The organism is Pyrodictium delaneyi (genome assembly GCF_001412615.1).
GTDB lineage: Archaea > Thermoproteota > Thermoprotei_A > Sulfolobales > Pyrodictiaceae > Pyrodictium > Pyrodictium delaneyi.
On sequence record NZ_CP013011.1, the window covers coordinates 1,146,918 to 1,168,769 of the forward strand.

Below are 21,852 nucleotides of genomic sequence, written 5' to 3' on the forward strand. Positions count from 1 at the left end.
AACGGTTTTACCCCAGCTAGAGGTAGTGCGTCTATAGCTAAAAGTCTACCAGTCTATAAGTTCATAGCTACAATACAGTATATTCCGACATCGAAAATACTAATAGGATCAGAATTCTTCCTCTGTAGAAAGTCGCTCAACTATCTTCTTAAAGTAGAACCTTAGCACAGCCAATACCAGTACGCCCACAATTACGGCGGTTATCAGTGTAGAGTATCTTGCTATGATTGTTATCGGCTTGGGAGTAAGTGTTACCACCAGAGATGCATCGGTGGCCAATGTTACGGTCATGCATTTTCCATTATAGCCTGCAGCCGATAGACAGAGGTCATAACTACCAAAGGGTAGTGCGAGCTTTACTATGCCCTCTGGTGTGCCAACGCTATCAGTACTATACTCTAGGTCTAATCCAGTAGCCCATGCCCTAACGCCAGGTATTGGTTCACCGATATCATTCAAAACTGTTATTGTTAATACATGGTTTATGCGTGACAGTTTAATCTTTACAATAGTGTCGTTTAACGTAGGCTTTATCTTGCCCTTATATTGTGCATAGATCCTATTTTCTGAGATGAGTTCTATCTCAGAACCGTTTATGAGTAATGGTACTTTTATGGGTTCTGAGTGCCCGCTTAACACCTTTGTAATGTTATGTCCGTCAACTGATACTATTATATTGTCTATGACTACTTCGCCGGGCGACATAGGGTCAATTATTACTAGAGGCGTTAATACACGTATACGTTCTAGTTCAATAACAATGTTCATAGAGCCGTTAACGTTTATTGAAATAATTCTTGGAGCATTGAGTGGCAGGCTTCCATTGATAGGAAGTGGTTCCACATATACACGGTATATGCCACGTGGCAAATTGAGAGTAAGTGTACCATTGGATTCTAGTTCTAGATGCGGATCAAGCGACCTATTATCGTATATACGACTGATTACCAGTTTAGCGGGAACTTTTGATTTTGTGAAGTTATCGATTACAGTCACAGTCACGGGATATTTCATTGGTACAAGATTGATGTTAGCCTTGTTAACGAGTTTGGTTATATTGATATTTATGCTAGTATCTATAAAGAACGGTGGAAGGCCTTTTGGTGGAATGTCTTTAATGATTATCCTTGCAGGTCCTCTATATGCTGTAGTGAACACTACTTTAGTTGCATTAGTAGGTGTAGGTGCATTTGTTGTTTCAGTATATATTGGCCTATCGTCATGGCTTACCACATACACCTTCAACCTGTCTAGAGGATAAGCTAGGAGGTCAGCAGTTATAGTTATCTCAACTGTTACGGGAACACGCTGAAGATCTATGATTATGGTTGTATCGTTAAATATGCCAAACTGTTTTCTAAATAATTTATAGAATGTTTTATCTGTATCTGAGGCTATTATATCATATATGCCGGGTTTTAACTCTATGAGTAAGGGTGCCTCTTGGCCAGCATTATATGTGTAATTCAGGGTATGGTTTCTTTTGACATCATATATAGTTATGTCTATGTCATGTAATGGTGGGGAACCAGTATATTTATCGACTACGAAAAGCCTTACCTTCATTAGCCTGTATGGGACCGTAATACTTACCCCATCAGCCGTACATGCCCTGATGGCGTCATAAGCTAGTGTTATTGGTAGATAAATGTTGTCCTTGGGATAGACAGATATAAGTAATTTTGAACCGCTAACGCAAGGTATGTATGCTTTCGAATTATTGGTTTCAACTGTTGTTTCATAAATTGAATTATTTCCGTAAAGCAGTGTTGCTAGTACTATGAAGCCCTTTACGGGCTCACCGTCTTCATTGTATATACGTAATGGTATTTTCTTTAGCATATAGTCATCTAGGCTTTTAAGTTCCCCCGTGATAGCGGCTTGAAAGTTGTTGAATACAATTATCCCCTTGGATCCGGCAATTAGGAGGTATTCAGCATTGGGGCTCAGGTAAAGGTAGTTTATGTCCATGCCAGAGTCTATGTATGGTTCGCCCCTTGGTCCTCGTGTGATAATTCTTACCATGTTATTGTCCGGGTTTACTGCTAGTAACATCAGATTCGACATGGCATCGGTAGCTGCTATTATATAGCCTAAACCGTCTATCCTATTAGACAATGTTACATGTATAATTGATCCGGCTAGCTTTTGGCTCCATAGTAGGGTGTAAGTGTTATTGCTCTTTCCAAGTATGTAGATCGAGCCATCCGATGTGCCAATAACTAATAATTCACCGGAGGGTGCTACTGCTGCAGTAGTTGCAATAGAGCTAGAAACATAGTATCCCCAGATAGATTCTACAGGATCTCCCGTAGCTGCATTAAATGCTAGGACTGCAAATACTGGTGCGGTGACGTTGAATAATGGTATGTTCCTACCAGTTACCCATATATATAGGATGTTGTTTAGCATGTATGCAGTAAGTATTTTGGCATCGCCTAATCTACTACTTTCCTTAAGCACCGTTAGTGTAGGTGGGTATTTATTCTTAAGAATTAGTAGCTTAGTTTCAAAAGTTGGGGGAGGGCATACAGCTCTGTTTTGGGGATCAATAACTATAGGTTTAGTTACAATGTTTAGGGTGCCAGACTTAATGTCGCGAAGTGTGATATGCGTTGAATAACACGTGTTGTTCGTTTTTATGAACAATGTTATATAGAATGTGTCTGGTGGTATTCTTAGTGTGAATTCGCCGTTAGAGTCCGTAGTAGTCGTCGGAGTAAATGCACCGATAGAATCTATATAGCCATAGACGGTGGCATTGGCTACCGGTGTACCGTTGCTCCATATTAGAGCAGCTTTTACAAGGGTGTTATAGGCTAGTTTTGCAACTCTAAGAGCTATTAGGCCTTTGCCAAGATATTCTATTCTGTTGTCCTCCAGCTTGAGTATAGGTTTTAAGTCCGTAATTTCTACATGTTCGAGCTTCTCAGGTAGCAGATTGCCTATGAGCACTCTTGCTTCAAACCAGCCAAGTTCGCTGGGTCTTATTACGTAGAGAGCATTAGCGCTAGTACGTATTGCTACGCCAACCCGGTCTAGGAAGACTGCATTCTTAACAGAACCTATGACTCCGAACTCTAGAGTTCTATTAAGATGAAGATCCTTTATAATAACGTTGCCATGAAGGTCGCCGAGTATGATGTAGCGTGGATCATATAAGTTATCGATTGTAAGTAAAGATGGTAGTGTTGCTAACTCTGTCTCATCCAGTATAGTGAGCGAAGGAACAGGATTGCTAGTGTTTATGTGTGCAATGTTTAAGAAGAGACCTTCATCTGTAGCTCGCACATATACCAGTTTATTCATGTACGTGTTTAATGCCGTAATTATAGTGTCATTTACGAGAGCTGATGCGATGGCTGGCACATCTGTCTTTGCATGTGCAGGCGGTGCCAACATAATTGTAATCACAGCGAGAAGCATCAGCAGTAATGTCGATTCAAATAAATAGATTCTTGGATACTTCTTGGCACTGGTAGTTGCTAGCATTGTGTTGTTCACCGCTTTGGTGTTTCTCAGCCTCGACGCCTTCTCATGAACCAATCCCTTGATTCGAGATACTTTAGCGTTTATGCTAGATTCCCATATATTCGGTCTACCTTTATCGGTATTTGATTCATTCTAAGTCTCTCTGGTAGCGTGTTACATGGAAGTGCTTAATACCAGAGTCTTCTTTCATGTTTCCAGGGCTTGGGGGGCTTTATACAGTGAAGTTGAAGCTGCAGCTTAAGGGACTGCGGCTAAGCTTTAAGATTAAGAAGAGAAAGGTGAAGGAGAAGGCTGAAGCCGTTGCCGCACCACCTCTCGATGAGATCATACCAGAGGAAATTATGGTTAGGCCAACTACTTTAGCCAGGCGTTCATTGAGAGGATATGAAGAGATAGAATCTTATCCGCTTGAGGAACCATGGGTTTATGCTAGAATATTGAGGCATCGGGAGACAAAGGAGCTGTTGTACTGGATAGACGAGATACCACTCTCTAGCCGGGAGAAGGAGATCTACAAGCAGGTAATGGATATACTCTACTGGGAGATGAAGCCACCGCCATCTGGCGTGGATGTTATTGCCTACTTTAGCCGCGAGGCTAGACGTATAGTGAGGACTTTCCAAATAAGGCTGGGACGTACCCCGGGTGTGTCTTGGAGGAAAATACTCTACTATGTGCTTCGCGACTCGATCGGCTTCGGGCCTATAGACCCCTTGATGAAGGACCCGAACATAGAGGACATTTCGTGTAACGGCGTCCGTCGCCCGGTGTATGTGTGGCATCGACGCTACGAGTACATACCTACATCGCTTGTCTTCGAGAGGGAAGAAGAGCTGGACAATCTTGTTGTGAAACTTGTACATATGGCTGGCAAACATATATCAGTGGCCTTCCCGGTGGTTGACGCTATACTTCCCGGTGGCCACCGTCTGGCAGCCACTTATAAGAAGGAAGTAACTACGGGAGGTTCGAGTTTCACTATACGAAAGTTCCGCGAAGACCCTCTAACAGTTGTTGACATGATACAAGGCAAATCTTTGAGCCCGATGCTTGCTGCCTACTACTGGATACTCATGGAGCATAAACGGCCAGGAATGGTCATGGGTGTAACTGGCTCCGGTAAGACTACGACTATGAACGCGCTATTGACTATGCTTAAGCCGAGCGTAAAGATCGTCACTATAGAGGATACGCCGGAGCTTAAGCTTCCCCTAGAGAATTGGGTGCAGCTCGTACCCCGTATGAGCTATGGCTTTGGGAGCGAGAAAGCAGGCGAGATAACTCTCTACGACCTAGTACGTATAAGCCTACGCTACCGTCCCGACATAATAGTGGTTGGCGAGGTGCGTGGCGAAGAAGCTTACGTCCTATTCCAGGCCATAGCAACCGGTCATGGTGGTATGACAACCCTGCATGCAGAGAATATTGATGCGGCTGCGAAGAGGCTTACAAGTCCGCCTATGAACATCCCTAAGGGCTACATACCGCTAATGAACTTTGCACTGTTGATCCGGCGTGTAGAGGTTGTTGATAAAGAGACTGGCAGGCTGCGGGTGACACGGAGGATAACCGACACATGGGAGATAGAAGATTATGGTAAGTACATACAAGTGCATAAGTGGGATGCACGTCGTGACGAGCATGTACTGAACTTGAAGTCTAGCAGGCTGCTTAACCTTATAGCGGAGCTTCGTGGATGGAGCATGGATGAGATACTGGAGGAGATAGACCGCAGAGCGGTAGTGATGAAATGGATGGCAGCGAGAAACATGAGGAGTTATCGTGAAGTCGCCCGGGTTATCCGTGAATACTACCTGGAGCCTGACAAAGTGTATAAGCGTGCAATAATAGAGCTCGAGGAGGGCTCATACGGTGAGGATAAACTGTAGACTATTATTACTCGTTAATCAGTCGTGTGGGGCTAATGTGTAGCCATTGTTAAGCGTTAATAGTATAGTCGGCGGGTCGTGTTTTTTGCCTTAACAGGTTTGAAATAATTAATGTTCTATTACCGGATGAGGTTTATACTTCGCTATGATAACTATGGTGTTTTATAGGGTATTATTGGAGTAGTAGAAGGATGGTGATAGAGCGAGGGATGGAGAACACTACGAGGTGCTAATGCGGAGATGGCGATCTTTCGTCGGCGTGGTGCTAGGACTGGGGCTGCTAACAAAAAAGGTAAAGAAAAGAGTGAACGGAATGGAAAAGTGAGCACCAGACTATCGCTTACGCTTCTCTACGATAGTTTGGCTATTGCTACTTTTGGCAAGTATGCTGAGAAATTTGCACGCAGCTTTGAGCTCAACGAAGCTATAAGCAAGGCTGGTATGGCTGTACATCCTTGGCTCTACGCGGCTCGTCTCCTTTTCGGAATTCTATTATTGTCTCTAACTCTTGGTTCTCTGGCAATCTTTGTAGCCCTCTTGGACGTGTCACTAATTATTAAGATAGTGATTGCACTCATGGCCTTCATGATCCCGTTGGTAGTATTTGCGCTTGGACTCTACTATCCGCATTCAAAGGCAGCGGCGCGTGCCATGGCAGTTGACAACGAGTTTCCGTTCTTTGCAGCGTATCTAACAGCTATGGCTTATGGCGGTGTGCCACCGGAAAAAGTCATAGAGAGGCTTGCTGAAATTAAAGTGTTCAAGGCTATGCGTGACGAGGCAATACGGATACTGCGTGATGTAAAAATGTTTGGTAGTGATATATTGACAGCCTTAGAGCGTAATGCGGCGAGACATCCTTCAAGAATGTACAGGGACTTTATGCTCGGGTACCTCACGACTCTACGAACGGGTGGCGACATCATACACTATCTTGAGATACGTACTCAAGAACTCTTCCAAGCAAGGATGGAGGATCTCAAGAGCAGAGCTGAGCGCGTGGGTCTCATAGTGGAGGCTTATGCTGCTGTAGCAATTATGGGTACACTATCGCTGTACATATTCTTTATAGTCGCAGGTCTAATAGGAGGCGGAGGTATGGCTGGCACGACCGGCATAATAATCTACAGTCTCGTGATCCTACCACTGGTAACAGTGGCCGTCATAGCCATGCTCAACTCATTGCTACCGAGCCAAGAGAACATAAGAGAGCCTTATGCTTATCTACTAGTCACGGTACCTCTCGGAGTCTTTATCACACTGGCATTCTTAGCACTTAGCGGAGGAACGGCGGCACTAAGAGGAGAAGCCAATGTCAACGACATAGTAAAGCTAGTTACAGCAGTTGGTCTCGGCTTCATAGTAGCTAGCATCGGACCGGCAGTAGCCTACATGAAGCAAGTGCGCCGCGAGCGCAAAATAAGCCGAGCACTGTCATCGTTCTTCCGCGACCTCTCCGAGGTCAGACGTACTGGGCTAAGCCCAGAGAAGAGCATCATAGTGCTCGCTGAGAGAGACTATGGAGAACTAAGTAACATAGTAAAGCGAATAGCTGGTGCGCTTGCTGCGGGCTTACACGTCGAGAAAGCTGTGAGACGCGCTATACGTGGCTACAGGAACTGGCTCCTCCGCGTAACAATGAGGTTTCTCGTAGACGCCATAGATGTTGGTGGCGGTAGTCCGACCACGGTTGACTCGCTTGCCCGCTTCATATCGACGCTAATAGAGATACATGAGAGTATGCGTAAGAGGCTAAAACCATACATAATGATGCCGTACTTTGGCGCGATCATGGTGGCTATAACGGGTATACTAACGTTGTCGATGATGGTTCAAGCCGTTGTGAGTGCAGGACTTGGCGGTGCTACAGGTAGACTGGGTGGGTTAAGCGTAAACATATCACCAGAGAACATCAACAAGCTACTCGTAACAGCCTCGGTAGCATCAATAATCAATGCATGGCTAAGCGGTCTTGTAGCCGGTAAGATACAGGATCAAAGCCTCGCAGCAGGCTTCCTACACGCAACAATACTAACAACTATAACATTACTCTCTGTAATTCTCTCGCTAATACTATCGAGTTCTATGCTGGCATCACTGTAGTCGCTCTAGCCCCGTTTTCCGATAAAGTCTAGAAGCGACAGGGATCCGCTATGGCGTCTCTCTTGTTTGGCCTTCTTGTGTATTCTAGCTACGTCTACATGTTTGTACTCGAGTCCAAGGCTAGTGAGAAGAGAGAGTGCATCCTTGGTTATGGCTGGAGCTACCAATATACCTCTGACCTTGGCCTCTGCGTTAGCCTTTCGGAACATCTCTACGTATCGGTGTAATTGCTTAACCGCGTCGATGCCAGCTGTGACGCGCTTGACCTCTATCACTACATAGCGGCCCTGCTTGTCTACTGCTACTATGTCCGCGTATCCACCCTCTACGGGGCGCTCTCTACGAACCACTCTTAGTCCTTCCTCGATTAGATCGGGGTGGCGTGCCAGGTAATCGGCTATCTCGCTCTCATCAAGATACTCTATGAACTCTGCATCGTCTAAGAGCCCGTGGATGGCTACAACAAAGTACACCCTGGATATCAGTATTTCAAGAACCTCGCGTGGTCGTTTTCTCACGCTCCGGAAGAGTATACGGCCATCTTGTTTCTCAACCGTTATCACGTGGCTATCAGGTTGCCAGTTTACTGGAGAATAACCAGTAGGTCTGTGGACGAGTACAGCACCATCGGGCTTCACTATGACTAGTCGATCGCCTTCGCCGAGACGGCTAGCTCCACGCCCCTCGTATGCTACGCTACATTTGACAGCCATCACTATCATATCGCGTTGAGCCACGGCAGAGCTAATGAAATTATGAGCCTTGTCGAGATCTGGCTCGGCTAGGTACTTGACGGTGGTCATAGCGTCTGCACGCTCTCCGGGACTTGGGAAACGCTCTGCTATCGGTGGTGACGATCCAATAGGGGTATTGAGTTGCGCCCAGGGTTCAAGAGGGTTAAGCCTTAACGCCTAGAATGGAGGGTGTAGGAGAAACTCCCCCGTGGAAGCCCCAAAGCGGAGATACCGGTAGAACGTATTATTACCAGTCTAGTGGGGTTACAAGAGCTATGAGCTATGCTACCAGCCTGGCACTGCTCGATACACGTCTATACCCGTTCCTCGCTGATCCCGTAGCTATTGCTCGTAAGAGGTTTGGGGTAGATCCCCTCGAGGTAGCTCGTAGACGCCATGAATACGTGGATATAGCTTTTAAACGGCTTGACGCAGCTCTACGACGTGCCTTCATACCTGGGCCTTGGAGGACTCTTGAGGAAGAGGTTCTCTCATTCTACTACGCGGCGCTTGCGGCCAGTCTCTCGGAGAACCGGTGGGTGATCTCTCGTCTAGCTCTTGCGGAGGCTAATAGAGCTTATGAGCTACTTAAGGACGAGAAGGACGAGGTTGTAGCTCATCTTGGTAGAGTAGTGGGTATTAGAAGCCTGGCATATGGTAGGACATATCGTGAACCCATAGCTATGGTTCGTGGGGTTCCGGTGTACCGGATATACAGCTATTCCATGAGTTTACTAGAGTACATAAGGGCTGCACGTCGCCTACTAGGTGACGACTCCTGGAAGCCAATAAACTACCCGGTTAAGAAGGGCGTTATCTTTCTCGAGAAACACCATGTATTGCGTGTTTTGAAGGAGGTACTAACAGAGTATATTGAGAACCGTATAAGGAGCCTCGGAGAGGGTGTAGACCCCGGCCTCATCGAGCCTATAGCGGGTCTCGTAGAACATGTTAAAAAGATCATATCGGCAAGGCAAAAGCCTAGGATAGAGGGAGGCCGTGTCGAGATACCCAAAGGCGTTATCATAGAGGATGCGTTTCCGCCCTGTATAGCCGACTTAGCTACTAGAGCCCGGAAAGGTGAGCACTTGAGCCACCATGAACGTTTTGCTCTCGCTACATTCCTCCTCAACCTCGGGGCCGACATAGAGTACGTACTAGATTATTTCCGAAACATGCCGGACTTCAACGAGAGGATAGCTAGGTACCAGGTAGAGCACTTAGCCGGCCTACGGGGTTCTGGGAAGAAATACCGTGTATACAGTTGCGAGAAGATGAAGACCCTAGGCATATGCAGAGCAGATTGTGGCACAAGAAGTCCCATATCGGCCTATTATCGTCGCATAAGATCATCAAAGCGTCTAGAGGCGGGGTCTTCACAGGATAAGGCAGAGATGTAAATATCTGCGTATAAGGGTTTAAAATCCTGCCACTTAGCTACTAAAAACAGCCAAACGGTTGTGAGTAGAAATTAGTACTCCCCTCGCGGAGGGGAGCCTTATGCCCTCTGCTTGCAGGGCTAGAGCTACTGGGCCTGACGAGATAGACATAACAATACTACGTGCTCTAAAGGAAATAGGTGGCCCCGCAAAGCCCAAAGATATAGCGGAGAAGGCAGGCCTCGATGCACGTCGTGTGGCGGCTAAGATGCGGAAACTGCTCCGGCTAGGCCTAGTAGAGCGTAGCGAAGAAGGGCTCTACAGCATAACAGAAAGCGGCCTTAAAGTCATCGAAGAGCACAGCTAACATTGGGTTGTTAGAACAGTTATTATTTTTATGAGGTAGCCTCTATACTTTATAGTCTCCGTGTTGTCTCGAATATTTGGCGCCTTTGTCCCTTTCCTGGTTTTCATCCTCTGCTGCGTCTTTATGTAGCAAGCCGGTTCTGCAGTGTAATTAATATTGAGCTGAACGTATATCCGCACAAGTATCTATCAAGTTCTACGTCTATAATGATAACTACATAGTTGTGTAGATTATCTCTGTCATCTAATTATGCTCAATCCGTATTAGCATTGTACTGACTAGTCGTTATGACAGGAAAGCCTTCATAGAAGCGGTGTAATCCTCTACAAAAGCCTCTATCTATGCTTATGCTACTGGTGTAGAGAAAATTATGTGTAGATTTAACTCTTAATTATATATATTGGTGCTCTTCTGTTGGGAGCGTATAGTTCCACTATACCCTCTTTCTCTAGCCTGCGTAGAACCTGCTTAGCTAGACTCACTGTCATGTTGTACTTCTCTGCAACCATGTATGGTGTCACAAACTTTTCCTTCTTTATCTCCTTGCTTATCCTCTTGTAGAGACTCTCAGGGACGAATGCCGTATACTCGCGGCCGCTGCGCTCAGACACGCCGCTATCCCCAGACGGAGGCGTGCCAGTACCCCTCCCGGGTATAAGTACTAATGCCCCATAGGGGGCGAGACTAGGGGTCAGACAGTGCTATAGCTTGAGAGACTTGTCTGGCGCTCTCTATGGAGTAGAGGCGTCTATAGAGGTAGCGGGCCTGGTGTAGGGCGGGGCTGAAGGCCTTGATCAAGAGAAAGCGCTCGATGACAAGCTTTGATATAGCGGCGGTTGTGCAGGAGCTTAAGCAGTTGCAGGGCCTTAAGCTTAACAACATATACTATGTTGGAGGTGTCATATTACTTCGGTTTAAGGGTCTAGGGAGGGATGTACGTGTAGCCATAGTTCCGGGCGAGCGCATTCATTTGACCTCCTTCGACATCAGTGATAAGGGGATGCCACCCCCGTTCATAATGGGGTTTAGGAAGTACATACGCGGTGCAAGTCTTGTAGAAATACAACAGCGAGGGTTTGACAGAATAGTTGAGATGGCATTTGAAAGTAGTGGGCACAAGTACAAGTTCATAGCCGAGATCCTTCCCCGCGGTGTGGCCGTACTCGTTGACGAGGATGGTAGGATACTTCAGTTAGATGAGCAACGCGTGATGAAAGACCGGGTGGTAAAGCGTGGCGCCAACTATGTTCCTCCGCCCGGCTCGAGTCTTCATCCGTTGGAGCTCAGTGTAGAGCACGTGGCTGGTGTCGTGGAGGGAGAGGGTGAGGCAGCGCGCACACTCTCTAGGGCTCTAGGTTATCCCGGCGAGGTGGTAGAGGAGGCGCTAGCGAGACTCCGCGTAAATCCGTCCGACAGCGTTACTGCTCTCCGTGGCCGCGAAGAAGAGTTGGTCGAGACGCTCCGCGCAATTTACAAGGAATCCCTAGAGCCGGGGGCCTACATCCTTTACGACGAGGGTGGCTCCCCGGTAACAGTTGTACCCTTCGAACCCCGAGGGCTCATCGAGAGGTATGATTTGAAGGTTGTCGCAAAGCAGAGTCTCAGCGAGGCGCTGGACCAGTACTTTGTAGAGGAACTCCGCAGGCTAGAGGCCGACACGGCGACGCGCGAGATAGAGGCGGAGCGTAGAAAGCTGCTGGCTTCGCTGGAGAAGGCTAAGCGGAATCTCAGAGAGCTAGAGGAGAAGCTCCAAGCCATAGAGAAGAGGGCTCAGCTACTCGCCGAGCGTATGGCCGAGGTGTATGAGGCTCTTGAGTGTGCAAGGCGGCTTCGCGAGACAGCTGGCTGGGAGCATATACCGGGCACGTGTCCCCGGGTTGTTGATGTACAGCCGGCCCGCGGTGTTATAGTCCTGCAGCTCGGAGACGAGCTTGTTGATGTCGACATAAGGAGTGATCCAAGCCGCGTCGTAGTAGATCTCTACCGGCGTGCGGGCGAGATACGTGCTAAGATAGAGCGTGGTCGTCGTGCAGTCGAGGAGGTCGAGCAAAAGCTGGCAGAGTTGGAGAAGAAGGCGGTTATGAGAGCGAAGAGAGCACGCGCGGTTGTGCGCCGCCGGGAGTGGTATGAACGCTACCATTGGCTCATTACGAGCAGTGGGCTTCTCGCAATAGGCGGTCGGGATGCCAGTCAGAACGAGTCTGTGGTGAAGCGCTACCTGACAGACAAGAGGATATTCATGCATGCAGACGTGCACGGAGCGCCGGCAGTGGTATTGTTCGCGGAGGGCCAGGAGCCGTCAGAGAAAGACTTGCAGGAGGCGGCTCTACTTACTGCAGCGTACTCCAAGGCATGGAAGGCTGGTGTAGGCTCTGTAGACGTATACTGGGTCTGGGGTAACCAGGTCTCGAAGTCGCCGCCACCCGGAGAGTACCTAGCTCGGGGCGCCTTCATGGTATACGGTAAGAGGAACTACATACGCAACGTGGAGCTACGGCTTGCTGTGGGTGTGGGAGCCGAGGATGAAGCCCCAGTAGTCATTGTGGGACCGGTAGAGCTAGTCCGCAGGCGTAGCATAGTGTATGCAATCCTAGTCCCAGGCGACGAGGATCCAACGAAGCTAGCCCAGCGGATGAAAAAGCTGTTTGCGAACAAGGCGGCGGAGGAGTATAGGCCTATAATAGAGGCGTTAAGACACGACGAGATTAGGGAAAGACTGCCAGGGCGATCGAGAATAGTGTATATTGGCCGGGGTGAAGCCGTTGAACCGCCAAGACCCCTTAGAGGTCTACGTGGAGAAGAGGGTTCAGAAGCTTAAGCTCTCAGCCCTCCGCATAGCCCTGGGCATGGTGGCAGGGCTCTCGACGATGGCGATGCCGGGTGGATGCCTCGTGAGCCTTGCAGTATACTCACTAATGCTGCTGGCTAGTAGTCTTTACGCGGAAAAAAGGTACACACTCCTCGAGAGTTATGAGCCATACACCACTGGTATAGTGAGCGGGCTCGCGGCCTACATCCTAGGAGTCTTCTTCGCCTCCGCACTCGCTTCCTAGGCCTGTCCCTCTAGCTCTCGGACCTCCTCGTAGGCAAGGCCGCGGGCCAAGAGCTCCTCAAGACCTGGTGCAAAGAGTGGACGGCCATCCACGAGGGGGTAAGAGAAAGGTAGCTCGACCTCTACGGAGACCAGGTCATCGAGCTGGATTTCGAGACGTGGACGGTGTACAAGCGGAATACTAGCTGGGTGAACACCCTCTAGCGCCTTTATGGCGACGTAGGCTGCGCCGTCTATGCTCAGCTGGTGAGGACCAAGACTACGCGCTATCATGCCTTTAGCCCGGCTAGTCAGCATCTCCCATGTACGACGTCGTGGGGGGTGATCGCCAAGAATGCCCCCGATCACTATAGCATCAGCCCTGGCAGCCTCTTCGGGGTCTAATAGTCTATCAGCCGAGGGGTCGAGGATTATCACACGTCTGCGCTCGGTATAGAGCACACCCTCGAGGTCGAGGAGGCTCTCCCGGTAACAAGGGGCTAGCCTCGACAGCTTGCCGCAATATTCTCTACCGTTTGTGAATACGAGACGTTTGCCGGCTAGGCTGCTTACGTGCTGGTACTCTAGCATTATCCAACGCGAGGTGTGGTCCTCAAGATGCTCTATCACTATCAGTGGTCTCTTTGCTAGATCTCCATAGCTCTTTGCGTAGCGCTTCGAGAGGCTCATAGCTTACACCCATAAACTCAGCTGCCGACAGTATCCTCTTGCATGAGGCCCGTAGTGTCTCGAGATGTCTGGGGTACTCTATGTCCCTCGCGAAGTGGTGGTCGGCTATCACCATGTCTCTGGCGAGATTGCAGAGCATTTTTAGATTCTCGAGTCCCTTCTCAACACTTTCCACATCTATCTTGTAGCCGTCAAAATACGTCGGTGGTCCGCTGAGGAACACTATGTCTGGGCGCCAGTCTCTAAGTACAGCTAGAGGCCTAGAGGAGATAGGTCCCTGGATATCCGAGGCGTGTACAAAGGATGAGTCGCAACACCTAATCATAACCATGACAACGTAGCCTAGCTTTGTGCTGTCAGGGCCGTGTGGCATAGGCGGCGAGCCACGGATCTCTAGCCCCCGGTCTACAACGTAGACATTGTCGTCTATGTACACTACTTCCTTGGCAAGCTCTGCTACACGGTTACGCTTCAACAAGCGGTGAGCACGGATACGCTGGCTCACGTTTATGTCATGCGTAGGATGTTTTACTAACAGAACCTTGCCCCGATAAAACTCGGCCTCATCACCGTGGTACAAGTAGTGATCGTAGTGATAATGAGTGACAACAACCATGTCTGTGTCCTCTAGCTCCCGGTATATCTGCTCGCGTATCTCCTCAAGCCTCTTTAGCTCGAGAGGGTGTGGCGGGAGGCCGTAGCGACGTGGCGCGAAGCTTACACCAGGATCTACGAATATTTTAACGCCGCCCGCATCAACTACTGTAGCCATCGAGCGTGAACCGAAGCTATCAGCGCCTACTATCTTGATCCGCAGCTCCGTCAAGGGCGGAGCTCAGCCCTCCCACGGGCAAGGAGTAGTAGGTATGTAAAGTAGTGTCGGGGTTTCGGTGGCGGCCGCCAGCCGACAAACCTCCTCACAGCGCTGTAAGGCTCGGCTGAGGGGAAGGCTCCACACCGTGCTGTCCTATAGCCTACTAGCAGACTAGAGAGGTAATTAACACTGTCCGCCTCTACTCTTCTACAACAGTGTAGCCTTCAAAGACCCACCTGTACTTCTCATATACACGCCTATCTATTATAACATCTCGTCCATCTACACTAAACCTAAGCCCTGCAATAGGATGAGAAGGCGGATCAGGGTACCCAGCTAGCTCTGGAGGCTTTTCCCTACCGACATAGATCCATTTCACCCTAGACGTCTTTCCGGCCTTGCCGGCGTAGACTACGCGCCACCAATACCTGCCAATATAGTAGTATGTTCGCTGCCCGTTGGCAACCTGTCTCGAGACTATGTGGAGTGGTTTGAGGTAGAACCCTGCATCACGTATCAAGCTGTTGTAGCGGTATATTCTGCGCTTGTATTCTTCGAGGAATTTCTCCACTGCGTCGAGGCCGTTGATTACGCGCAGGTACTTGCGCCTAGGCATAGCACGGTCCCAGATGCCAAGGAATAACAATGCAAAAGTTGTGAAAGGGGGAAGTGTATCTACCAGCGTAGTAGTGGAGGCCTCTTCTCCATGACGCGTTTTCTGGCTTCTGCTAGTAGTTCTTTAACCTTCTCGGGGAAGTCGCTGGGCAGCTTGCGGAAGAGAGGCTCTGGCTCTCCCAGCACGTGGCCCGGCTTGAGCAGTGGCTTAGATGCTTCTAGCCAACGACCAGACCTGTGCACTGAACCTTCCATGTTGAGCATTCTCCACAGCCTTTCGGCGGCGTCTGGTGTGAAGGGTGCTAGAAGTACTGCAAGTGTAGCGACGGCGTTGGCGGCCACATACATAGTAGTAGCTGCGTCTGGGGGATCTGTCTTAATCTTCTCCCATGGGGCCTTTGCATTTAGGTACTGGTTGCCTCTCCTGGCTAGTTCTACTACTTCCTCTAATGCTTGCTTCAGCCGGAAAGACTCTATGTAGCTACCGACTCTATTGGGTGCCAACAATATGTAGTCAAGGTACTCTTTGTCCAGTTCCTTCATATTGCTAGGCTCTGGTACCTTATTTCCGAAGCGGGACTTTATGAACTTGAGGACACGGTGTACAAAGTTACCTATGTCATCGTTCATATCACTATTCACTATCCTTGTGAACTCGCTCCATGTAAAGTTAGTATCCTTGGTCTCGGGCCGCATTTTGATGAGCGTAAAGCGCCAATAGTCAGCTGGCAGCAGCTCTAATGCCTCGTCCATCCATATGCCCCAGCGCCGGCTCTTAGAGAACTGTTCGCCCTCATACATCAGGTACTCTGTCGAGGATATGTACCATGGCAGTGTATAGGGATCACCGCTTGCCATGAACATTGCTGGTAGTATAATAGCATGGAATGGGATATTATCCTTGCCTATGAAGTATACTGTCCTAGTCTCCTTATCAAACCAATAACGCTTCCAAAGTTCATCGTCACTCTTTTTCTTTATACCATATTCTTTTGTAGCGGATACATATCCTAGAAGCGCATCAAACCAGACATAGATAGTCTTACCTTCAGCACCCGGGAAGGGTGCTGGTATGCCCCACTTGTTGTCGCGTGTAACGCTACGCGGCTTAAGCCCCTCTTTGACCCAGTTCAAGCTGTAGTTCTTAACGTTTGGCGGTAAACGAGACTCTTGAAGCCAGCGTAGCAGCCTCTCCTGCAATTTAGGTAGGTCGAAGAACCAGTGGCGGCTCTTCCTAAACTCCACGGGACCACCGCATATAGCGCATCTAGGGTTCTTTAGCTCGGTTGGATGTAGTAGCCGTCCACAGTTGTCGCATTGATCTCCATAAGCCTTCTCGAAGCCACAGTAAGGGCATGTACCTACTACGAATCGATCAGGGAGGAACATTCTATCGCGAGGGCAGTAGGGAAGTACATCGTCTTGCTCGAAGATATACCCGTTCTGGTAAAGCTTCATCATAAACTCCTGAACGAAGTTCTTGTGGACGGGGCTTTCGGTGCGGGTGTAATTGTCAAAGCTTATACGATACTCCTGGAAGAGTTTGGAGACGTATTCGTGAGCTTGATCTGTGAGCTGCTTGGGCTCAACGCCTCTACGTATAGCCTCTATCTCTATAGGTGTCCCGTGCTCGTCGCTACCGCTCACGAATACTACGTCCTCTCCGCGGAGCCTCAGGTAGCGGGCAAACACGTCGGCCGATAGTATTGAGCCTATCAAGTTGCCTAAGTGTGGTACGTTGTTTACATACGGCCATGCTGACGTGACTACCCATCGTGCCATAGTCTCCGGGCCCCCGGCGATAGAGTGCACATACTAGGCCCTTGTTATTTTAGGTGCTCTCAGCTAGCCATAGGGTACTCGGGGCTCCTCAGTGGAGCCGAAGACGCCAAGGCATATAGCAGTGGGTAATCTCAACATAGATGTGTACATGGTTGTTGACTATATACCAGGTCCTGACGAAAATTCAGTAGCTAGAGAGGCCTACATTGGGCCTGGCGGAGCTGCAGCAAACTACTCTGTTGCCGTAGCAAGGCTTGGCCACAAAGTATCCTTGCTGAGTCATACTGGTAAGCTTGCAGAGCAACTCGGTGTTCTAAAACTACTACAAGAACGCGGAGTAGACACATCATTGGTAAGGATACATGATAACGAAATGCCAGGCATAGTAATAGTCCTAGTAGCCCCGGGCGGAGAGCGGACAATGATAACCATGCGTGGAGCCAACAACCGGTTACGAGGTGATGAAGTCCAGGGTGTAACGGTCGATGTACTTCATGTGGCTAGCCGTGGCACCGACGTACTCCAGCGGGTAATCTCAAGTATACGTGCAGGCCTGGTATCGTATGACCCGGGTGGTGCAGCAGCTCGTCGAGAGGCATCACGTATACTAGATATTGCACGGAATGCCGTAGATGTGCTTGTGCTCAACCGTGTCGAGTACAAGTTAGTAGTGGGTGACAAGCCATTCGCCGAAGCACAGAGCTTGCTTAACGGGAGGCTCAAGTACATCATAGTCAAGATGGGTGCTGAAGGCGCTACGCTGATATCACGTGACGGCCTCTGGCATGTGGAGGCATTTCGTGCCGGGCAAGTTGTAGACACTACTGGGGCGGGCGACGTATTCATAGCAGTATTTAATTCGTATTTAGTCGAGAAAGGAGACCATATCACTGCTCTCCAGGCGGCTTCGATAGCAGCGGGCATCAAGGTTACGCGCAGGGGAGCGCAGAGTGCGCCGAGCAGAGAAGAGATCGAAAGGTTCCTCCGCGAGAAGCCGCCGAGAGTCCATAAACATGTATGAAGCAGAGCTTAGGCTAGACTGCCGCCTAGCAGATGGCAGGTACTGTGCTCTCTGCTGCTATTCAACCGAAATGCCCCTCTCTAGGAAAGACATAGAGCGGATAACCTCTCTAGGCTATAGTATAGACTATTTTGCTGACTACGTGAATGGGGTGCCACGACTGAGGAACGTCGATGGACATTGCGTCTTCCTAGACCCTTCTACCGGGAAATGTAAGATCTACCCCTATAGGCCTATGGGCTGTCGCCTCTACCCGCTAGTATACGTGCCAGGCAAAGGAGTGGACGTTGATCCGGAGTGTCCGAGGGCCTATACTATTGATAAAAAGACCGTAGAAAGACTCACACCCTTAGTCATTCGTCTCGTTGAAGAAATATATGGAAGTCTATAGCGATAATTGTTCTCCTTGTAACCTTCTCCGGAGTACTCGGAATGTTGGTGTGACGCTACGTGGATGGTTAGCATATACGTTGTCTAGTCTGCCTGTAGAGGTGTTCCTCGGTAGCTGTTTAAGCGCTGTAGGGTTACGGCGGGCCTCCCCAGCTATCTCCCGGAGGGCACCAGCATATTCCTCTATCTGACGCCTCGGCTCAGATTCTGTAAATTCTATCATCAATGCCTCCTCCACTATCAAGGGGAAGTATATGGTTGGTGCATGTAGCCCTTTGTCGAGCAGCGCCTTTGCCACGTCTTCTGCTGTAACTCCTGTTTCCCGTTTTAACGGCTTAGCGGAGAGGACTAGTTCATGTTTCCTCGGCTTCTCCGGGTCATATGGGAGTTCGTAGCCATCTACGCTTCTCATCAATGCTATGAAATAGTTTGTGTTAATGACGCTCTGTATTGCGGACTCTCTCAGTCCTCTGCCACCCAACATAGCTATGTACACGAACGCCTTAACAAGGGGTATGATGTTGCCGTAGAACATACGTATTCTTCCTATGCACTTCTTGCATTCATAGTCCCAATAGTAGCGATCACCCTTCTTGGCTATGAGCGGTCTTGGGAGGTACTCGGCAAGCTCTCCCCGTGCGCAGACAACGCCTGCGCCCGGGCCTCCGCCCCCGTGAGGCGCGCCGAAAGTCTTGTGGAGGTTTAGGTGTATTATGTCGAAGCCCATGTCGCCGGGCCTCACAATACCCATTATGCCGTTGAGGTTAGCGCCATCGTAGTACAATAGCGCGCCGATACTGTGGAGCTTATCTGCTATCTCTAGTATGCGGTCCTCGAATATCCCTAATGTATTAGGGTTTGTCAGCATTATGCCAGCAGTCCGCTCGGATAATGCTGCGTCTAGTGCTTCCATGTCAACAGTTCCGTTTTCAGAAGTCGGTATCCTCACTACCTTGAATCCCGCCATAGCAGCGCTGGCAGGGTTAGTACCATGAGCGGAGTCCGGGACAAGCATCTCATCTCGGTCCTCGCCCTTGTCTATGAAGTACTTGCGTATCATTAGTGCTCCTGCTAGTTCTCCGGCAGCCCCGGCGGGAGTCTGCAAGCTGCACCTATCCATACCTGTTAGCTCTGCAAGCCAGCGCTCAAGGAGGTAGAGCATCTCAAGTAAGCCTTGTACAGTTTCCGGGTCCTGGTATGGGTGCAGGTAGCGTATCCGAGGATCCCTGGCTATTTCCTCGCTTATCTTAGGGTTGTACTTCATGGTGCACGAGCCTAGAGGCACTGGGCCTACGTCAACACCGTAGCTCATCTGGCTTAGTCGTGTAAAGTGACGTACGACCTCTACCTCGCTAAGCCCCGGTATATTTGGGATAGAGTCTCGGAACATGTGTCCAAGCATCTCTTCTGGTGTGACGTCGAGTATACGTTCCAGCTCTGCATCCTCGTGGCTATAGGGGCGTACGAATCCGGAGTTGTTTGGATCTCCTAGCTCGTATACTAGGGGTTCACTCCATCTTGCTTGCCTCCAGCCGCTTCTCAGCTTGAGAGTCATAGCATCTCACCTATAGCTTCGACTAGTCTATCGATGTCTTTCATGCTGTGGGCTTCTGTTACGCAGAAAAGCGCAGAGTACTCGTCCATGAGTGGTGGTTTATCTGCCAGAGGGAGACCACCCATGATACCCTTCTCGAGGAGTGCTCTGTGTATACTATGGTAGGGCTTTGGGAACCGTGCAGTAAACTCCTTGAAGAACTCTCCGCTAAACTGTGGCGCCTTTACTCTCTCGAGTTCTCCGAGCCTCTTTGCGGCGTAGTGGCTGCGCAACCATATGCTGCGGGCTAGCTCGCGTAGCTCACTGCCTCCAAGGAGGACCATGTATGCTGCAGCGGCTACGGCCATTAACGCCTCGTTACTAGTTATGTTCGACGTCGCTTTCTCGCGGCGGATATGCTGCTCACGTGTCTGTAGAATCATTGTAAACCCGTACTCGCTGCCGTCAACGGTCTTCGTCAATCCTATCAGACGGCCGGGCATTTGTCTTACTAGCTTCCGGTCCCACCGTGTGGCAAATATCCCTAGGTAGGGGCCTCCATAGTTCAGACCCAGGCCCAGCGGTTGCGCGTCGCCAACAACTATGTCAGCCTCGTAACTCCCCGGCGAGCGCACTATGCCGAGGCTTAGAGGGTCAACACCTACTATGAATAACGCTTTTCTCCGGTGGACTATCTCGGCTATAGCCTCAACACCATCGTCTATGACTCCAAAGAAGTTTGGAACCTCTACGTATACAGCAGCAGTGTCGCTATCTATAGTGTTCTCCAGTCGATCTAGGTCTACTTTTCCTGTTTCACGATCAAACTCCACGACCCGAATGTCTGCTTCCTTGCCGAGGAGCCATGTCTCTATAACCTCCATGCGCTCAGGGTGTATATTCCCAGCCACCACTATGCGCTTCTTTCTCGTTACGCGCATAGCTGCTAGTATGGCCTCTGCAGCGGCAGTACTCCAGTCGTACATTGATACGTTAACTACGTCCATCTCTAGAAGATCAGCCATGAGGCTCTGGTATTCGAAGAACACTTGGAGGAGTCCTTGATTTATTTCAGGCTGGTATGGTGTATACGCTGTGTAGAATTCGCTGCGCGAGAGTATAGCGTCTATAACAGCTGGTACGGTATGAAAACAGATGCCTCCTCCGAGGAAGGGTGGCGGGTCAGTGAAGACCTTGTTCTTGGAGAGCATCGAGTCTACCAGCCGCTGAAGCTCCCACTCCGAGAGCTGGCGTCCGAACCCAACGTTTGGGGGCTCCTTAAGCATTATCTCTGGCGGTACGTCATTGTACAGCTCCATTGCATCGTTTACGCCTATCCGCTTAAGCATCTCTCTGCGGTCTCTTTCGTTAGCAGCAGGAGCCCATGGAAGTCTCAAAGACTGTGACACCCGGGGCTGTAGGGCGGTATTGCACCAGTTTATAGACATAGGATACATGGGATCCAGTCCTAACCAAGAAGTAAGTATAATTCAACTAGGTTGTCGTTATTTACTAGAACCCCGGGGCTGTGATGAGAGTCATGCCACCCGACGCGGAGAGGATGAGGCTAACACCCCTGGGGTAGCAGAGCCCCGCATACAAACCCCGTTACCATATAGGCTAGGGTGTCTCGGCTGTAACGATTATGATACTATCAGCAGGGTCTACGGGTTCGCTTCCAAACTGGTGATAGTTGAAATATATGGTTAGGCATCTCAAACTGATGTAGCTAGAGGACTTCATCGAAAGAGTAGAAGGCCCGCAGTGGAGCCGCCGCCGGGATTCGAACCCGGGACCCCCGGCTCCCTCGGAACCCGCGGCTCATCCCGCCAGTGGACGCCAGCGGGGGCTTACGAGGCCGGTGCTCTACCGCTGAGCTACGGCGGCTCCCATGTATAGGCTTGAGTCTACAGTGAGAGGCGGCTTTATAGGGTTATCGTGCAATAATTCATCCTGGAAGCCGATGACGCAACACGCAGGCCTAGTAGACCCTCCCCGATTCTCTAGTGGT

General features: G+C 49.6%; 17 protein-coding genes and 1 tRNA gene. 8 read left to right on the forward strand and 10 right to left on the reverse strand.

Annotated features, from left to right (window positions below; genetic code table 11):
• Window positions 1–108 precede the first annotated feature (108 nt).
• A complete protein-coding gene (locus tag Pyrde_RS05895) occupies window positions 109–3,492 on the reverse strand; it encodes an Ig-like domain-containing protein (protein WP_156328020.1) in 3,384 nt (1,127 codons plus the stop codon).
• A 218-nt stretch (window positions 3,493–3,710) separates the two neighbouring features.
• Between Pyrde_RS05895 and Pyrde_RS05900 the strand changes: the two genes are divergently transcribed.
• Complete coding sequence (locus Pyrde_RS05900; protein WP_231656697.1) at window positions 3,711–5,381, forward strand: type II/IV secretion system ATPase subunit; 1,671 nt, start codon at window positions 3,711–3,713, stop codon at window positions 5,379–5,381.
• 240 nt (window positions 5,382–5,621) lie between these two features.
• On the forward strand, window positions 5,622–7,484 hold the full coding sequence (locus Pyrde_RS05905; RefSeq protein ID WP_082419511.1) for a type II secretion system F family protein: 1,863 nt from the start codon (window positions 5,622–5,624) through the stop codon (window positions 7,482–7,484).
• A 5-nt stretch (window positions 7,485–7,489) separates the two neighbouring features.
• On the opposite strand, the gene nucS is transcribed toward Pyrde_RS05905, so the two are convergent.
• Window positions 7,490–8,287 (reverse strand): endonuclease NucS, encoded by a 798-nt coding sequence (nucS, locus tag Pyrde_RS05910; RefSeq protein WP_055409032.1) that lies wholly within the window; start codon window positions 8,285–8,287, stop codon window positions 7,490–7,492.
• A gap of 206 nt (window positions 8,288–8,493) precedes the next feature.
• Between nucS and Pyrde_RS05915 the strand changes: the two genes are divergently transcribed.
• The gene (locus tag Pyrde_RS05915; RefSeq protein WP_055409034.1) at window positions 8,494–9,618 is read left to right on the forward strand and encodes a hypothetical protein; all 1,125 of its coding nucleotides are present in this window, start codon (window positions 8,494–8,496) and stop codon (window positions 9,616–9,618) included.
• A 100-nt stretch (window positions 9,619–9,718) separates the two neighbouring features.
• The gene (locus Pyrde_RS05920; RefSeq protein WP_055409035.1) at window positions 9,719–9,964 is read left to right on the forward strand and encodes a winged helix-turn-helix transcriptional regulator; all 246 of its coding nucleotides are present in this window, start codon (window positions 9,719–9,721) and stop codon (window positions 9,962–9,964) included.
• A 380-nt stretch (window positions 9,965–10,344) separates the two neighbouring features.
• Here Pyrde_RS05920 and Pyrde_RS05930 read toward each other — a convergent pair whose 3' ends face one another.
• Window positions 10,345–10,575 (reverse strand): 30S ribosomal protein S25e, encoded by a 231-nt coding sequence (locus Pyrde_RS05930; protein WP_055409039.1) that lies wholly within the window; start codon window positions 10,573–10,575, stop codon window positions 10,345–10,347.
• Window positions 10,576–10,754: 179 nt separating this feature from the next.
• On the opposite strand from Pyrde_RS05930, the gene rqcH reads away from it, so the two are divergent.
• Both rqcH and Pyrde_RS05940 read left to right on the forward strand, forming a co-directional pair.
• On the forward strand, window positions 10,755–12,782 hold the full coding sequence (gene rqcH, locus Pyrde_RS05935; protein WP_055409041.1) for a ribosome rescue protein RqcH: 2,028 nt from the start codon (window positions 10,755–10,757) through the stop codon (window positions 12,780–12,782).
• On the forward strand, window positions 12,727–13,017 hold the full coding sequence (locus tag Pyrde_RS05940) for a hypothetical protein (RefSeq protein WP_143522078.1): 291 nt from the start codon (window positions 12,727–12,729) through the stop codon (window positions 13,015–13,017). Before rqcH ends, Pyrde_RS05940 begins: the two co-directional genes overlap by 56 nt.
• Here the strand turns inward: Pyrde_RS05940 and Pyrde_RS05945 are convergent.
• From Pyrde_RS05945 to metG, 4 genes are all read right to left on the reverse strand, one after another.
• Complete coding sequence (locus tag Pyrde_RS05945; protein WP_082419514.1) at window positions 13,014–13,685, reverse strand: SAM-dependent methyltransferase; 672 nt, start codon at window positions 13,683–13,685, stop codon at window positions 13,014–13,016. The two genes, Pyrde_RS05940 and Pyrde_RS05945, sit on opposite strands and share 4 nt — an antisense overlap.
• A complete protein-coding gene (locus tag Pyrde_RS05950) occupies window positions 13,609–14,511 on the reverse strand; it encodes an MBL fold metallo-hydrolase (RefSeq protein ID WP_231656698.1) in 903 nt (300 codons plus the stop codon). The genes Pyrde_RS05945 and Pyrde_RS05950 overlap by 77 nt, the downstream gene beginning before the upstream one ends.
• Window positions 14,512–14,698: 187 nt before the next feature.
• The gene (gene ubp, locus Pyrde_RS05955) at window positions 14,699–15,115 is read right to left on the reverse strand and encodes a UBP family nucleoid-associated protein (protein WP_143522077.1); all 417 of its coding nucleotides are present in this window, start codon (window positions 15,113–15,115) and stop codon (window positions 14,699–14,701) included.
• A 59-nt stretch (window positions 15,116–15,174) separates the two neighbouring features.
• Entirely contained in the window at window positions 15,175–16,896 is a 1,722-nt protein-coding gene (gene metG / locus Pyrde_RS05960) for a methionine--tRNA ligase (protein WP_055410807.1), read from the reverse strand.
• 91 nt (window positions 16,897–16,987) lie between these two features.
• Here metG and Pyrde_RS05965 point away from each other — a divergent pair, with 91 nt between their 5' ends.
• Window positions 16,988–17,917: a carbohydrate kinase family protein gene (locus tag Pyrde_RS05965; RefSeq protein WP_055409048.1), complete on the forward strand. Its 930-nt coding sequence runs from the start codon at window positions 16,988–16,990 to the stop codon at window positions 17,915–17,917.
• Window positions 17,910–18,308: a YkgJ family cysteine cluster protein gene (locus tag Pyrde_RS05970; protein ID WP_055409050.1), complete on the forward strand. Its 399-nt coding sequence runs from the start codon at window positions 17,910–17,912 to the stop codon at window positions 18,306–18,308. Before Pyrde_RS05965 ends, Pyrde_RS05970 begins: the two co-directional genes overlap by 8 nt.
• Here Pyrde_RS05970 and gcvPB read toward each other — a convergent pair.
• The 3 genes from gcvPB to Pyrde_RS05985 form a co-directional block, all read right to left on the reverse strand.
• Window positions 18,303–19,862: an aminomethyl-transferring glycine dehydrogenase subunit GcvPB gene (gene gcvPB / locus Pyrde_RS05975; RefSeq protein WP_055409052.1), complete on the reverse strand. Its 1,560-nt coding sequence runs from the start codon at window positions 19,860–19,862 to the stop codon at window positions 18,303–18,305. The genes Pyrde_RS05970 and gcvPB overlap by 6 nt on opposite strands.
• A complete protein-coding gene (gcvPA, locus tag Pyrde_RS05980; RefSeq protein ID WP_055409054.1) occupies window positions 19,859–21,289 on the reverse strand; it encodes an aminomethyl-transferring glycine dehydrogenase subunit GcvPA in 1,431 nt (476 codons plus the stop codon). Before gcvPA ends, gcvPB begins: the two co-directional genes overlap by 4 nt.
• Before the next feature lie 317 nt (window positions 21,290–21,606).
• Window positions 21,607–21,728, reverse strand: a tRNA-Thr gene (locus tag Pyrde_RS05985).
• Window positions 21,729–21,852: the final 124 nt, after the last annotated feature.

Excerpts from the sequence above, each read along its gene's own strand:
- Pyrde_RS05895 (WP_156328020.1), bottom strand. The coding sequence starts at position 3,492 with ATGCTAGCAACTACCAGTGCCAAGAAGTATCCAAGAATCTATTTATTT.
- Pyrde_RS05905 (WP_082419511.1), top strand. The coding sequence starts at position 5,622 with ATGGCGATCTTTCGTCGGCGTGGTGCTAGGACTGGGGCTGCTAACAAA.
- nucS (WP_055409032.1), bottom strand. The coding sequence starts at position 8,287 with ATGACCACCGTCAAGTACCTAGCCGAGCCAGATCTCGACAAGGCTCAT.
- Pyrde_RS05915 (WP_055409034.1), top strand. The coding sequence starts at position 8,494 with ATGAGCTATGCTACCAGCCTGGCACTGCTCGATACACGTCTATACCCG.
- Pyrde_RS05920 (WP_055409035.1), top strand. The coding sequence starts at position 9,719 with ATGCCCTCTGCTTGCAGGGCTAGAGCTACTGGGCCTGACGAGATAGAC.
- Pyrde_RS05945 (WP_082419514.1), bottom strand. The coding sequence starts at position 13,685 with ATGAGCCTCTCGAAGCGCTACGCAAAGAGCTATGGAGATCTAGCAAAG.
- ubp (WP_143522077.1), bottom strand. The coding sequence starts at position 15,115 with ATGCCTAGGCGCAAGTACCTGCGCGTAATCAACGGCCTCGACGCAGTG.
- metG (WP_055410807.1), bottom strand. The coding sequence starts at position 16,896 with ATGGCACGATGGGTAGTCACGTCAGCATGGCCGTATGTAAACAACGTA.
- Pyrde_RS05970 (WP_055409050.1), top strand. The coding sequence starts at position 17,910 with ATGTATGAAGCAGAGCTTAGGCTAGACTGCCGCCTAGCAGATGGCAGG.
- gcvPB (WP_055409052.1), bottom strand. The coding sequence starts at position 19,862 with ATGACTCTCAAGCTGAGAAGCGGCTGGAGGCAAGCAAGATGGAGTGAA.
- gcvPA (WP_055409054.1), bottom strand. The coding sequence starts at position 21,289 with ATGTCTATAAACTGGTGCAATACCGCCCTACAGCCCCGGGTGTCACAG.